This is a genomic window from Xanthomonas sp. NCPPB 2864 (genome assembly GCF_056675615.1).
Genome location: NZ_JBWWVS010000001.1, coordinates 1,011,416 through 1,023,863, shown reverse-complemented (window position 1 = coordinate 1,023,863; position 12,448 = coordinate 1,011,416). Strand labels below are relative to the sequence as shown.

Genomic DNA, 12,448 nt, shown 5'->3' with positions numbered 1-12,448 from the left:
ACCATGGATTTCATCTTGCTCGACTACACCACATTGCGCGTGATCTGGTGGCTGTTGCTCGGCGTATTGCTGTCCGGCTACGCGGTGATGGGCGGCTTCGATCTGGGCGTCAGCACCCTGCTGCCGCTGGTGGCCCGCAACGATGCCGAACGCCGGCTGGTGATCAACACCATCGGCCCGGTCTGGGAAGGCAGCCAGGTCTGGCTGATCCTGGGCGGCGGCGCGATCTTCGCCGCATTCCCGCCGTTGTATGCGGTGAGTTTTTCCGGGTTCTATCTGGCGATGTTCCTGATCCTGTTCGCACTGATCCTGCGCCCGGTCGGGTTCAAGTTCCGCGGCAAGCTGGCCGACCAGCGCTGGCGCAGCAACTGGGACTGGGCGTTGTTCGTCGGCGGCTGCATTCCGGCGCTGATCATGGGCGTGGCGGTCGGCAATGTGCTGCTCGGTGTGCCGTTCCACTTCGACGCCAGCATGCGCACGTTCTATACCGGCAACCTGTTCGGGCTGCTGACGCCGTTCGCGCTGCTCGCCGGCCTGCTCAGCGTGGCGATGTTGATGGCGCACGGCGCGGCGATGCTGGTACTCAAGACCGACGGACCGGTGGCCGAGCGTGCGGCGCGTTTCGGCAGCATCGCCGCGCTCTGCGCGGTGGCGCTGTTTGCCGCCGCCGGTGCATGGGTGGCGCTGGGTCTGCCGGGCTATGCAGTGACTTCGCTCCTGGCCACCGATGCGCCGACCAATCCGCTCGGCAAGACCGCCGCACTCACCGCAGCCGGCGGCTGGCTGCACAACTACAGCAGCATGCCGGCCACATTGATGGCACCGCTGATCGGCCTGGTCGGACTGGCGATGAATGCGCTGCTGTTGCGTGTGCGTCGCGGCGGCCTGGCGTTCATCGCCTCGGGTTGCGCCATCGTCGGCATCGTCTTTACCGTCGGCTTTGCGTTGTTCCCGTTCCTGTTGCCCTCGTCCACCGCACCGAGCGCAAGCCTGACGCTGTGGGATGCCTCCAGCAGCCGCCTGACGCTGTGGATCATGCTGCTGGCGACCACGCTGTTCATGCCGATCGTGCTGGCCTACACAAGCTGGGTCTATCGCGTGCTCAAGGGCAAGGTCACCGCCGACGAACTCTCGGCCAATCCAAACGCCTACTGAGCATGCCCGCTGCGCGTTGCGATGCACAGCTGCATCGCGCTCGCAGCAGGCCTCAACCTCTCACCTGCTTCAACGACTCAAGGAGAACGACAATGTGGTACTTCGCCTGGATCCTCGGCACCGGTCTGGCCGCACTGGCGGCCGTGCTCAACGGCATGTGGTTCGAAGCACGCGAGCCGGAGCGTGGCCAACCGCGTCAGTAAAATTATTTTCGCTAGATGCTTGCCGATTCCGCATTCCCTATGTAACATACGCGGCTCCTTCGGGGTGTAGCTCAGTCTGGTAGAGCGCTACGTTCGGGACGTAGAGGTCGCAGGTTCGAATCCTGTCTCCCCGACCAGTTTCAAAACACAAAACCGGCCTCGTGCCGGTTTTGTGTTTTCAGGCGCTGGCGCATGCATGCGCGCAGTGCGGATGGTCTGTCATGTCTGTTGTCATTGCCGCTGCCTCCCCGTCCGCCCGGTTGCGTGGTCGCGGCTTGGTGCTGGCTGCCATTTTGTTGTCCGCCTTCAACTTGCGTACCGCGGTGACGTCGTTGACGCCGCTGCTGGAACGCATTGCCGACGAGTACGCATTCGGCGCGCCCACCATGGGTGCACTCGGCATGTTGCCGACGGCTGCATTCGCACTGACCGGTGTGGCCACGCCGGCCTTGCTGCGCCGCTTCGGCCTGCTACGCACCGCGCTGCTGTCGATGGCATTGGCCACTGTCGGCCTGGTGTTGCGCCCGCTGCTGCCGGGCACTGCCGGACTGCTGATCGGTTCGCTGGTGGCACTGGCCGGCATGGGCATGGGCAACGTGGTGTTGCCGCCGCTGGTGAAGCGCTATTTCGGCGATCGCGTCGGCGGCGTCAGCACGCTCTACATCACCGTATTGCAGGTCGGCACCCTGCTGCCGGCACTGCTGGCAGTACCGGTGGCCGATGCGCTGGGCTGGCGCAGCTCGATGGTGGTGTGGGTGTTGCCGGCACTGCTGGCATTGGCGGCCTGGGCCATGGTGCACACCAGCCACCGCCGCATTCACGCGACCGGGCCGGCACCGGTCACACCCACGCCCGAGGCCGAGGGCCGCGTGGCACGCACCGCCCTGGGCTGGAGCATGGCGGTGACCTTCGGCATGACCTCGCTGGTCACCTATTCGATGTTCACCTGGTTGCCGACGCTGCTGCGCGAAGCCGGCGCCTCGCCCGCATTCGGCGGCACCATGGTGGCGCTGTTCGCGGCACTGGGCATGGTCGGCGCCTTGACCATGCCGGCGCTGGCGGTGCGCATGCGCAACCCGTTTCCGATCGTGCTGCTGTGCGCGGCCTGCCATCTGGTCGCGTTTGCCGGGCTGTGGTGGGCGCCGCTGGCCGCGCCGATCCTGTGGGTGACCCTGCTCGGCCTGGGGCCGAGCACGTTCCCGCTGGCATTGGTGCTGGTCAATCAGCGCAGCCGCACCGCAGCCGGTTCGGCGGCCCTGTCCGGGTTCTCGCAGGGCATGGGCTATGCGGTGAGCTGCCTGGGGCCGTTCCTGTTCGGCTGGCTGCACGCGCACCACGGCGGCTGGACCTCGCCGTTCGTCTTCCTGGTGATCTGCATCCTGGTGCAGCTGGCGGCCGCCTGGGTGGCCTGCCGTCCGCAGTTGCTGGAAGACGTCTGGGCGCCGCCGCCACGCGGCGCCCGCGCGGTCAACGTACCGGCAGACTGATGTAGCTGGGCTGCTGGGGGCTCACATAGACGCGCTGGGTGGCCTTTCGATAATCGCCGGGCTTGGCGAAGAAGATGTTGTCCACGTAGGTCTGCGGATTGCGGTCGTACAGCGGAAACAGGCTGGACTGCACCTGCACCATCACCCGGTGGCCCGGCTGGAAGGTGTGGTTGGCGGTCGGCAGGCCGAACTGGAACGCCAGCGGCTGATTGGATGCCAGCGGCTTGGGCGTGCTGAAACTCTCGCGATAGCGGCCGCGGAAGATCGCCAGCGACACCGGCAGCTCGTAGCCGCCCATCTTGGGACTGGACGCCATCTCGTCCGGATACACGTCGATCAGTTTCACCACCCAGTCGCTGTCGCTGCCGCTGGTGGAGGCCTGCAGATGCACTTCCGGTGCACCGGCGATCTGCAGGGGTTCGGTCAGCGGCTCGGTGACGAAGGTCAGCACGTCCGGGCGGCCGTCCACGAAGCGCTGGTCCTGCACCAGCCAGGTGGTCCACATGCTGCGATCACCGAAGTCCACCGGGCGCGGCACGAATGGTACCGGCTTGGCCGGGTCGGCCACGTACTCCTCGAAACCGGGCTGCCCCGCCGCCGGCTGCTGGAACGACAGCTTGCCGCCGGCCTGCAGGTACAGCGGTTTGCTGCTCGACGCACAGCCCTTGGCGCAGCTGCGCGGCCAAGCCTGCAGACGGTCCCAATGATTCTCTCCGGTGTTGTAGATGAACACCGGTGGCGTGCTCGCCTTGGGCGCGCCATCGACCAGGTATTGATCGAAGAACGGGCGCAGCACGTCGTGGCGGAACTGGCGCGCGGTATCACCGTCGAAATTCAATGCGCCCAACGCGCTGCCGTCGTAGTTGACCTGGCTGTGCCGCCACGGCCCCATCACCAGGTAGTTGAGCGTATTGCTGCGGTCGCGTGGCTCCATCGCCGCGTAGCTATGGATGGCACCCCACATGTCCTCCTGGTCCCACAGCCCCTGCAACCACATGGTCGGCACCTTGAGCGGGGTGCGCGCCATCACCTTGTCCAGCGCCTGCTCCTGCCAGAACGTATCGTAGGCGGCGTGTTCGGTGAGCTTGTGCCACCACGGCAGCTGCTCCAGGCCGGCAGCCTTGGCGAAATCGCCGGCCGAGCCGGCGCGCAGCAGGTTGCTGTAGTCGTCATGGCCCTGGCGCGCGATGCCGCTGCCCTTGCCGCGCTGGGTGAGCTGGCCGGTGAAATAGTCGAAGTTGACCTGGCGGAACGCGCCGTAGTTGAACCAGTCGTCGCCCATCCAGCCGTCGATCATCGGGCTTTCCGGTACCGCGACCTTGAGCGCCGGGTGCGGGTTGGTCAACGCCATCACCACGGTGAAGCCTTCGTAGGACGAGCCGATCATGCCAACCTTGCCGTTGGATTCCTTGACGTTTTTCACCAGCCAGTCGATGGTGTCCCAGGCATCGGTGGCATGGTCGACCTCGCTGGGATTGAGCGCACCACGCAGCGGCCGGGTCATCACGTAATCGCCTTCGGAGCCGTACTTGCCGCGCACGTCCTGGATCACGCGGATATAGCCGCCTTCGACGAACACGTCGTCGCCCTGTGCGAGCAGGTCCTTCATATGCGGCGAGGCCATGCGCTCGGTGCGGCCGCTGGCGTTGTACGGCGTGCGCGTCAGCACCATCGGCGCATTGCGCGCGCCCTTGGGCAGCACGATCACCGTATGCAGCTTGACCCCGTCGCGCATCGGAATCATCACCTCGCGCTTGATGTAGTCGTTGGCGGCATCACCTGCCACGAACGGCTTGCCGGTGATGTCCGGCGTCATCGGCGAAGTTTGCGCCAGCGCGCTGCCGGTGGCGGCGGCAATGGCGGTGGCGAGCAGGCAGGCGGCAAAACGGCGCATCGACGACTCCGGAACGTGCGGGGGCAGTCGTCGACTGTAGGCAGAGCGCGGCCTGCCGGGGGAGTGTCAAAGGTCGTGGTTGCCGGGTAGGTCGTGGTGGCCGGGTGGCTGGCCTGCGTATCGCCGATCAGTGCCGTACCTGGCCCTGGCCCCGCACTACGAAGCGCTCCACGGTGAGCGCCTCCAGGCCCATTGGGCCGTAGGAATGCAGGCGCGTGGTGGAGATGCCGATCTCCGCGCCCAGGCCAAGCTCGCCGCCATCGGAGAAACGCGAGGAGGCGTTGACCATCACCACCGCCGAGCGCAGCGATTGCACGAACCGCTCGGCATTGGCGGCATCCTGGGTGGCGATCACCTCGGTGTGGTCCGAGCCGTACTGGCGGATATGCGCCAGCGCGGTGTCCAGATCCGGCACCACCCGGATCGCCAGGATCAGGTCGAGGAATTCGGCGGCGTAGTCGTCGTCGCTGGCAGCTGCGACGTCGGGCAACAGTGCGCGCGTTGCCGCATCGCCACGCAGCTCCACCTTGCGCTCGCGCAGGGCCTGCGCGGCCAGCGGCAGAAAGCGCGCCGCGATGTCGGCATGCACCAGCAAGGTCTCCAGCGCATTGCAGGCCGAGGGCCGGCTGGCCTTGCCATCGACCAATAGACGCACCGCCAGGTCCACGTCCGCCGATGCATCCACGAACAGATGGCACACGCCCTTGTAATGCTTGATCACCGGCACGCGCGCATGCTCGGCCACGAAGCGGATCAGCCCTTCGCCGCCACGCGGAATCGCCAGATCGACGATGTCGCTGAGTTGCAGCAGCTCCAGCATGGTCTCGCGGCGCAGATCCTCGACCAGGGTCAGCGCCGCTTCCGGCACGTCAGCCTCGCGCAGGGCGCGCTGCAGGGCGCGCGCAATCGCGGTGTTGGAGTGGATTGCTTCCGAGCCGCCACGCAGGATCACGCCATTGCCGGCCTTGATGCACAGTGCTGCCGCATCGGCGGTCACATTCGGGCGCGCTTCGTAGATCATCGCGATCACCCCCAGCGGCACGCGCACCTTCTGCACGACGATGCCATTGGGGCGAACATCCTCGCGCGTGACCTGGCCGACCGGATCGGGCAGTTGCGCCACCTCGCGCAGCGCGGCGGCGATGCCGGCCAGGCGCCTGTCGTCCAGCGCCAGACGATCCAGCATCGCCGTCCCCACGCCCTTCGCACGCGCCGCCTCCAGATCGCGTGCATTCGCCGCCAGGATCACCGCCGCATCCTGTTCCAGCGCGGCCGCCATCGCCTCCAGCAAGGCCTGCTTGGCAGACGCGGACAGTTGCGACAGCACTTGCGCGGCATCACGGCATTGCAGGGCTAGGGTTTTGATGGTCATTGGAGGGCCGGGATTGGGGAGTCGGGATTGGGGATTGGCAAAAGCGGCAATACCGTTTTATCACCACAGGAAATCAGTCGTCGGGACACGGAAGCAACGGTAGGGAAACGCGGTGCACATGCGTTTGCAAATTCCCAATCCCGACTCCCCAATCCCCGCTACAAAAGCACCAAATCATCGCGATGCACCACATTCTCACCGTAGCTGTAACCGAGCACGGGCTCGATCTCGCGCGAGTGGCGGCGGGCGATGCGGCGGATATCCACCGCCGAATACTGGCTGACGCCGCGTGCCAGGCAGCGCTCGCCGGCGTCGTCGCGCAGGTGGATCTCCACCATGTCGCCACGCCGGAAGTCGCCCTGCGCACCGGCCACGCCGCCCGGCAGCAGCGAGGCGCCCTTGTCGGTCAGTGCGGCGGCGGCGCCGGCATCGATCAGGATCGCGCCCGCTTCCACCGGCGCGTGCCGCAGCCAGTACTTGCGGGCGGCGATGCGCGTGCGTGCGGCGTGGATACGCGTGCCGTGCAGGCGATCCTGCGCCAGGGCACGCACCACATCGCCATTGCGGCCGTTGAACAGATAGGTTTCGATGCCGGCCGCGCCGGCCTTTGCGGCGGCTTCCAGCTTGGTGCGCATGCCGCCGGTGCCCACGCTGCTGCCGCTGCCGCCGGCCATCGCCAGCACCTCGGCGGTGAGTTCGGTCACCTCGTCGAGCGGCCGCGCCAGCGGATTGCTGCGCGGGTCGGCGCTGTACAACCCGTCGATATCGGTGGCGATGAACAAGGCATCAGCATCGACCAGGGCGGCGACGATCGCGGCCAGGTTGTCGTTGTCGCCCAGCTTGAGCTCGTCCACCGACACGGTGTCGTTTTCGTTGATCACCGGCAACGCGCCCAGCCGCAACAACTCGCCCAGTGTGGCGCGTGCGTTGAGATAGCGGCGGCGGTTACGCAGGTCGTCGTGGGTGAGCAACACCTGCGCCACCGGGCGCTCGAAAAAGCGCTGCCAGAGCGCGATCAACTGCGCCTGCCCCAGCGCAGCCAGCGCCTGGCGCGCGGCGATCGGCGCACCGGCCTCGGCAGCCTTCGGCAGGATCGCACGGCCGGCGGCCACCGCACCCGACGACACGATCACCAGCTCGCGCCCGGCCATCAGGTTGGCCGAGACGAACTGCGCCAGCCCCAGCGCAAAGCGCGGCGACAGGCCACCGCCATCGGCGGCGAGCAGGCTGCTGCCGACCTTGAGCACTGCGCGTCGCCACGGCGGCAGCGCCTGCTCGGTAAATGACGCAGCAGTGGCGATGGGCGTGCTCATGGCGACAACCTGCTCAGTGCGTGTTCCACTCATGGACGGTCAGCGTGGAGGCATCGCGCAGCACCAGTGGGTCGCGCGCGACGAGCTGCTGCGCGTCCTCCAGGCTGGCGACGTTGATCAATACGTACGCGCCACCGCTGCCATCGCTGAAGCCGCCGGTCAGTTCCAGCTGCCCGGCCGCCCGCAGCGTGTCGAGAAATGCACGGTGCGGCTGCACCACATCGGCCGGAAAATCCGGCTTGCGCATCGCCAGCACCAGATAGCGTGTCGCCATCAGCCTGCCTCCTTGTCGGGTGTTGCCTCGCTACGGCCGAACGGCGTGGAAATCACCAGAAAGCGCGCTTCCATCTCGGACAGGTTGTGCATCTGATGGGTGGAACCGGGCGGCACATGCAGGCCCTGCCCGACCCCGAGCACGTGCTGCTCACCATCCAGCTGCAGCATCACCTCGCCGGCCAGCACATAGAAGAAATGCCGCGCGCGGCTGTGCCGGTGACGCAGCTCGGCCGCGCCGGGCGGCATGTGCTCTTCGAGCACGCTCAGGTTGGGGTCGCGCAACAGGTGCCAGCCGTCACTGGCTTCGCCCCAGGGGTAATGCTCGGCGGTGTGGGTGCTGGTCACGGCCATCAGAGCAGCGCCTGCCAGCGGGCACGCAGGACGTCCAGCTGCAGGTCTGCGGCGGCACCTGGCGAGACGCGGGCGGCCAGGCTGCCTTCCGGCGTGCGCCCCTGCCCTGCGGTGTCGGCCGATTCCGCGGCCGCCTTGTAGGCCTCGCGGAACGGCACGCCGGCAACCGCCGCTTCCACCGCCACGTCGGTGGCGTACATGCCCGAATCGATCGCCGCACGCAGCTTGTCCGGGCGCCATTCCAGATTGGCCAGCAGGGCCGGCAGCAGTTCCAGTGCCGCCAGGCCACGCCCGAAGCCGTGCACGATGGCGCCCTTGCTGCTCTGCAGGTCGCGGTGATAGCCCGATGGCAGCGACAGCAGCTGTTCGATCTCGGTCCGCGCCGCGGCCACGCTGGCGTGGGTGGCGCGCATCAGTTCGATCACGTCGGGGTTACGCTTGTTCGGCATGATCGAACTGCCGGTGGTGTATTGCGCCGGCAACGCGACGAAGGCGAACTCGCCGCTGGTGAACAACGACAGATCCCAGGCGATCCGGCGCAGGTCCAGCGTTGCGCTGCCAAGCGCCTCGAGCGCAGCCAGTTCGTACTTGCCACGCGAGAGCTGCGCATAGATCGGCGACACCTGCAGCCGTGCAAAGCCCAGCTCGGCAGTGGTATGCGTACGGTCCAGCGGCAGGTTGACGCCATAACCGGCGGCGGTGCCGAGCGGATTGCTGTCCACCAGGCGCAAGGTATCGGCCGCACGCACCGCGTCGTCGATAAAGGCCTCGGCCCAGCCCGCCCACCACATGCCGGCCGAGGACACCACCGCACGCTGGATATGCGTATAGCCCGGCACCGGCAACGCGGCTTCTGCCTGCGCGCGGTCCAGCGCCACCTTGGCGATCTCCGCGCCAAGCTCGGCCACGCGTTGCAGCTTGTCCTTCAACCACAGGCGGGTGGCGACCAGGATCTGGTCGTTACGGCTGCGCCCGGTGTGGATCTTGCGGCCGGCATCGCCCAGCCGCTCGGTCAGGCGTGCCTCGATCGCCGAGTGGCAATCCTCGTAGCGCTCGTCCAGCACGAACGCGCCACTGCGGAAATCGGCCGCCAGCAGGTCGAGCTGCTCGCTCAGTCCGCCCAGCTCCTGCAGCGACAGGATGCCAATGTGCTGCAGTCCCTGCGCATGCGCCTTGCTGGCAGCGATGTCGTACAGGAAGAACTCGCGGTCCAGGATGACGTCGTCGCCGGCCAGGAAGCTCTGGATCTTGGCGTCCACCGCCACGCCGGGTTTTTGCCACAACAGATTGGTCATCGGAAAGCGTCTCGAAATAAATTGTCAGCTTAAATCCCCGCACACGGAGGTGCGGGCTGTCGCGAGGGACTCGCACCTTTTAATCCCCGCACAAGGATGTGCGGGCTCCTGCGAGGGACTCGCATCTTTGAATCCCCGCACAAGGAAGTGCGGGCTCTTGCGAGGAACTCGCATCATCAGCCAATCGCAGTCAATTCGTCCCAGCCCAATGCCAGGTTGAGATTCTGCATCGCCTGCGTCGCCGCGCCCTTGAGCAGGTTGTCCAGCGTTGCCACCACCACCACCCGCTTGTTGCCCGGCGCCAGCGTCACGCCACCGATCTGCACGCCATGCCTGCCGGCAATGCGGCTGACCCACGGCGCTTCATCGACGATCTCGATCAACGGCTCGTCGGCGTAACGCTGCGTGTAGCGCGCCTGGACCTGCTCGCGCGTCAGCGCTTGCTGCAGCCACAGGTTGACGGTCATGGTGATGCCACGGAAGTGCGGTGCCACATGCGGCATGAACTCCACCGGCACCCCGAGCTGCGCAGAGACTTCGCGCTCGTGCATATGGTTGGTCAGCGCATACGGCATCAGGTTATCGGCCAGCAACTCGGGGTTGTTCTTGTCCGACGGCGTGGTGCCCGCGCCGGAATACCCGGACACGCCGAAACACTGCGGGGGGCCGGCCAGTTGGTCGAGCAAGGGCGCGATCGTCAGCTGCATCGCGGTGGCATAGCAACCCGGATTGCTGATGCGCTTCTGCCCGGCGTAGCTGCCGCGCGTCAGCTCCGGCAACCCGTAATACCAGGCCGGATCGAAGCGGTAATCGGCCGACAGATCGATCAGCAGCGTCTGCGGCCTGGCCGAGTCGACCGCCGCGACGAAGGGCTCGGCCTTGCCGTTGGGCAATGCCAGGATCACCACGTCGGCGGCCTTGGCGGCCACCGCATCGGCATCCAGGCTCTCGTAGCGCAGCTCACCGCGATACGCCGCGTTGTGCTCGGCCACCGGTTGCCCGGCCAGCTCGCGCGAGGACACGAACAGCAGCTGCAGATGCGGGTGTGCCGCCACCAGCTTGATCAATTCCGATCCGGTATGCCCGCGGGCCCCGACGATGCCGATGGTCGTTGTTTGAACAGTCATGCGTTTGCTTCCAGGCGGAACTGCAGGTGGCGTTTGACCCCGGCCCATTCCGTATCGATGATGGAGAACACCACGGTGTCGCGCGGCGTGCCGTCAGGGTGACGGGTGTAATTGCGCAGCACGCCGTCCTGCTTTGCACCGAGCCGCGCAATCGCCGCGCGCGAGGTGTGATTGAACCAACTGGTCTCGAACACCACGCTCAGGCAGCCCAGCGTCTCGAAGGCGTGCTGCAGCAGCATCCGCTTGGTGTCGGTATTGACGCCGCTGCGCTGCACGCGCGGCGCGTACCAGGTGTAGCCGATCGACAGCTTGGGCACTGTCGCATCCAGCCCGTAATAGCGTGTGCAGCCGACGACATCGCCGGCCGCATCGCATACCACGTAAGGCAGCACCCGCCCGTCGGCTTGCGCATCCAGGGCCGCGCCCACGTAGTCGTCCACCTGCGCCGGTGCCGGCACGCCGGTGTACCACAGCCGCGACAAGGCCCCATCGCCCAACGCAGCGCGCAGACCATCGACATGCGCAGCCCGCAATGGTTCCAGTGTTGCGTGTTGCCCGCGTAGCGTGGGCAGCTCGCGCCAAAGCGCTGGCAATGCGACGGGCGCCATCGTATTCAGCCCAGCAGCGTCGGCTGGCGCGTCGCGCAATGCGCCACGCAGTGCTGGATCTGCTCGAAGTTCTCCAGCCCGTACCAGAACACCTTCCACTTCTCCTGCTTGATGCAGCCGTCGGACTCGGCGTAGTAGAAGATGTTGACCTGGTTGTTGTGACGCGAGCGCCAGAACAGTTGCGGGGTTTCCTCGCGCATCACGTTCCACACTGCACGACCCAGGCCTTCGCCCTGGGCGTCGTCGAGCACGGCGAACTTGTCCAGGTAGATCAGCGCGCTTGCACCCAGCATGCCTTCGTCGGTGAGGATCACCGCGGCGCGGTAGTTCTCGCTGACATAGGCGCGCAGCAACCTGGTGTTGCTGAAGTAATCGGGCACCAGCGTGCGGCCGAAGCTGGATTCGATCAGCGTCCTGAGCCGCGGCAGGTCCAGTTCGTCCCAGGAGGTCGCGCGCAGCACGCGCTCGCCGCGCCGCACCAGCGTGCCCGAGCCCTTGTGGGTGAACAGTTCCTTGGCCAGATCGGCCGGCCGGGTGATCGACACCGACGACTCCAGCGGCAGGCGATCGAGCAGATCCTTGATCTGTTCGATCTTCACCCGCATGCCGCCGTTGATCCAGGGCTGCTGCATCAGATGGTCGAACTCGGTGGACAGGTTGATCGAGTCGATCACCTTGCCATCGGCATCCAGCAGACCGCCGGTGCCGGTGAGGAAGATGATCTTGTACGGCTGCAGCTCTTGCACCAGTTCGTTGGCGGCAAAATCCGCGTTGACGTTGAGGATCTGCCCGCTCGGCGTCTCGCCCAGGCTGGTGATCACCGGAATCGAGCCGGCCTGCAGGCTGGCTTCGATCGGCGCCAGGTTGACCGCCTTGACCTCACCGACCAGGCCGTAGGTGTCGCGGTCCAGATACTGCGCTTCGAATACGCCGCCGGTGATCGAGGTCGCACGCGCGCCGTTCTGCTGCAGCGCCTCGACCAGCTTGAGGTTGGAGGCCTGGAACACCTTGCGCACGATCGCCAGCGCTTCCGGCGAGGTCACCCGCAAGCCGTTGACGGTGCGCTTCTCGATACCGGCCGCCGACAGTTCGGCATCCAGCTGCGGGCCGGCGCCATGCAGCACGATCGGGGTCAGCCCCACTTCCTGCAGGAACGACAGCGACGAGGTCAGCGCGTCCAGGTCGTCGCGCAGCACCGCGCCGCCCACCTTGACCACCGCAAAGCGTTTGGCATCCAGCTGCGAGAAACGCTTGAGATACTGGCTGATTTCCTTGGCGCTGGCCATGCTCGAAAGCAGGCGCACGATGGTCTGGCGGGTCTGTTTGTGGGGCTGTGCGGAGAGGGACATTGCCGTGATCGAAGAGAG

12 protein-coding genes and 1 tRNA gene are annotated in these 12,448 nt (G+C 66.5%); 4 read left to right on the top strand and 9 right to left on the bottom strand.

The genetic code is table 11. The annotated features are described in order from the left end of the window. Nucleotides 1-3: 3 nt before the first annotated feature. The 4 genes from cydB (at nt 4) to AC1KVE_RS04265 (ending at nt 2,845) form a co-directional block, all read left to right on the top strand. Complete coding sequence (gene cydB, locus AC1KVE_RS04280) at nt 4-1,155, top strand: cytochrome d ubiquinol oxidase subunit II (protein ID WP_039526994.1); 1,152 nt, start codon at nt 4-6, stop codon at nt 1,153-1,155. 92 nt (nt 1,156-1,247) lie between these two features. Next, nucleotides 1,248-1,358 (top strand): cytochrome bd-I oxidase subunit CydX, encoded by a 111-nt coding sequence (cydX, locus tag AC1KVE_RS04275; protein WP_481091856.1) that lies wholly within the window; start codon nt 1,248-1,250, stop codon nt 1,356-1,358. 60 nt (nt 1,359-1,418) lie between these two features. Then, nucleotides 1,419-1,495 (top strand) — tRNA-Pro (locus AC1KVE_RS04270). 123 nt (nt 1,496-1,618) lie between these two features. After that, nucleotides 1,619-2,845 (top strand): CynX/NimT family MFS transporter, encoded by a 1,227-nt coding sequence (locus AC1KVE_RS04265; RefSeq protein ID WP_024939994.1) that lies wholly within the window; start codon nt 1,619-1,621, stop codon nt 2,843-2,845. Here the strand turns inward: AC1KVE_RS04265 and AC1KVE_RS04260 are convergent. The 9 genes from AC1KVE_RS04260 to AC1KVE_RS04220 all read right to left on the bottom strand — a co-directional run bounded on the left by AC1KVE_RS04260 (nt 2,826) and on the right by AC1KVE_RS04220 (nt 12,430). Continuing rightward, nucleotides 2,826-4,739 carry a CocE/NonD family hydrolase gene (locus AC1KVE_RS04260; protein WP_481091857.1) on the bottom strand — a complete coding sequence of 638 codons (1,914 nt, stop codon included), beginning with the start codon at nt 4,737-4,739 and terminating at the stop codon, nt 2,826-2,828. The two genes, AC1KVE_RS04265 and AC1KVE_RS04260, sit on opposite strands and share 20 nt — an antisense overlap. Nucleotides 4,740-4,866: 127 nt before the next feature. Then, nucleotides 4,867-6,111: a glutamate-5-semialdehyde dehydrogenase gene (locus AC1KVE_RS04255; RefSeq protein WP_481091858.1), complete on the bottom strand. Its 1,245-nt coding sequence runs from the start codon at nt 6,109-6,111 to the stop codon at nt 4,867-4,869. A 158-nt stretch (nt 6,112-6,269) separates the two neighbouring features. Beyond that, nucleotides 6,270-7,424 (bottom strand): glutamate 5-kinase, encoded by a 1,155-nt coding sequence (proB, locus tag AC1KVE_RS04250; protein WP_024939997.1) that lies wholly within the window; start codon nt 7,422-7,424, stop codon nt 6,270-6,272. Nucleotides 7,425-7,437: 13 nt separating this feature from the next. Next, a complete protein-coding gene (locus AC1KVE_RS04245; RefSeq protein WP_481091859.1) occupies nt 7,438-7,698 on the bottom strand; it encodes a YciI family protein in 261 nt (86 codons plus the stop codon). Then, nucleotides 7,698-8,051: a cupin domain-containing protein gene (locus AC1KVE_RS04240; protein WP_481091860.1), complete on the bottom strand. Its 354-nt coding sequence runs from the start codon at nt 8,049-8,051 to the stop codon at nt 7,698-7,700. The genes AC1KVE_RS04245 and AC1KVE_RS04240 overlap by 1 nt, the downstream gene beginning before the upstream one ends. After that, complete coding sequence (locus tag AC1KVE_RS04235) at nt 8,051-9,346, bottom strand: argininosuccinate lyase (protein WP_481091861.1); 1,296 nt, start codon at nt 9,344-9,346, stop codon at nt 8,051-8,053. Before AC1KVE_RS04235 ends, AC1KVE_RS04240 begins: the two co-directional genes overlap by 1 nt. Before the next feature lie 176 nt (nt 9,347-9,522). Continuing rightward, a complete protein-coding gene (gene argC, locus AC1KVE_RS04230; protein ID WP_481091862.1) occupies nt 9,523-10,473 on the bottom strand; it encodes an N-acetyl-gamma-glutamyl-phosphate reductase in 951 nt (316 codons plus the stop codon). After that, nucleotides 10,470-11,081: a GNAT family N-acetyltransferase gene (locus tag AC1KVE_RS04225; RefSeq protein ID WP_481091863.1), complete on the bottom strand. Its 612-nt coding sequence runs from the start codon at nt 11,079-11,081 to the stop codon at nt 10,470-10,472. Before AC1KVE_RS04225 ends, argC begins: the two co-directional genes overlap by 4 nt. A gap of 5 nt (nt 11,082-11,086) precedes the next feature. Beyond that, the gene (locus AC1KVE_RS04220; protein WP_024940003.1) at nt 11,087-12,430 is read right to left on the bottom strand and encodes an acetylglutamate kinase; all 1,344 of its coding nucleotides are present in this window, start codon (nt 12,428-12,430) and stop codon (nt 11,087-11,089) included. Between the last annotated feature and the right edge of the window lie 18 nt (nt 12,431-12,448).

Coding starts and splice junctions, on each gene's coding strand:
- cydB (WP_039526994.1), top strand. CDS start 4: ATGGATTTCATCTTGCTCGACTACACCACATTGCGCGTGATCTGGTGG.
- cydX (WP_481091856.1), top strand. CDS start 1,248: ATGTGGTACTTCGCCTGGATCCTCGGCACCGGTCTGGCCGCACTGGCG.
- AC1KVE_RS04260 (WP_481091857.1), bottom strand. CDS start 4,739: ATGCGCCGTTTTGCCGCCTGCCTGCTCGCCACCGCCATTGCCGCCGCC.
- AC1KVE_RS04255 (WP_481091858.1), bottom strand. CDS start 6,111: ATGACCATCAAAACCCTAGCCCTGCAATGCCGTGATGCCGCGCAAGTG.
- proB (WP_024939997.1), bottom strand. CDS start 7,424: ATGAGCACGCCCATCGCCACTGCTGCGTCATTTACCGAGCAGGCGCTG.
- AC1KVE_RS04245 (WP_481091859.1), bottom strand. CDS start 7,698: ATGGCGACACGCTATCTGGTGCTGGCGATGCGCAAGCCGGATTTTCCG.
- AC1KVE_RS04240 (WP_481091860.1), bottom strand. CDS start 8,051: ATGGCCGTGACCAGCACCCACACCGCCGAGCATTACCCCTGGGGCGAA.
- AC1KVE_RS04235 (WP_481091861.1), bottom strand. CDS start 9,346: ATGACCAATCTGTTGTGGCAAAAACCCGGCGTGGCGGTGGACGCCAAG.
- argC (WP_481091862.1), bottom strand. CDS start 10,473: ATGACTGTTCAAACAACGACCATCGGCATCGTCGGGGCCCGCGGGCAT.
- AC1KVE_RS04225 (WP_481091863.1), bottom strand. CDS start 11,081: ATGGCGCCCGTCGCATTGCCAGCGCTTTGGCGCGAGCTGCCCACGCTA.
- AC1KVE_RS04220 (WP_024940003.1), bottom strand. CDS start 12,430: ATGTCCCTCTCCGCACAGCCCCACAAACAGACCCGCCAGACCATCGTG.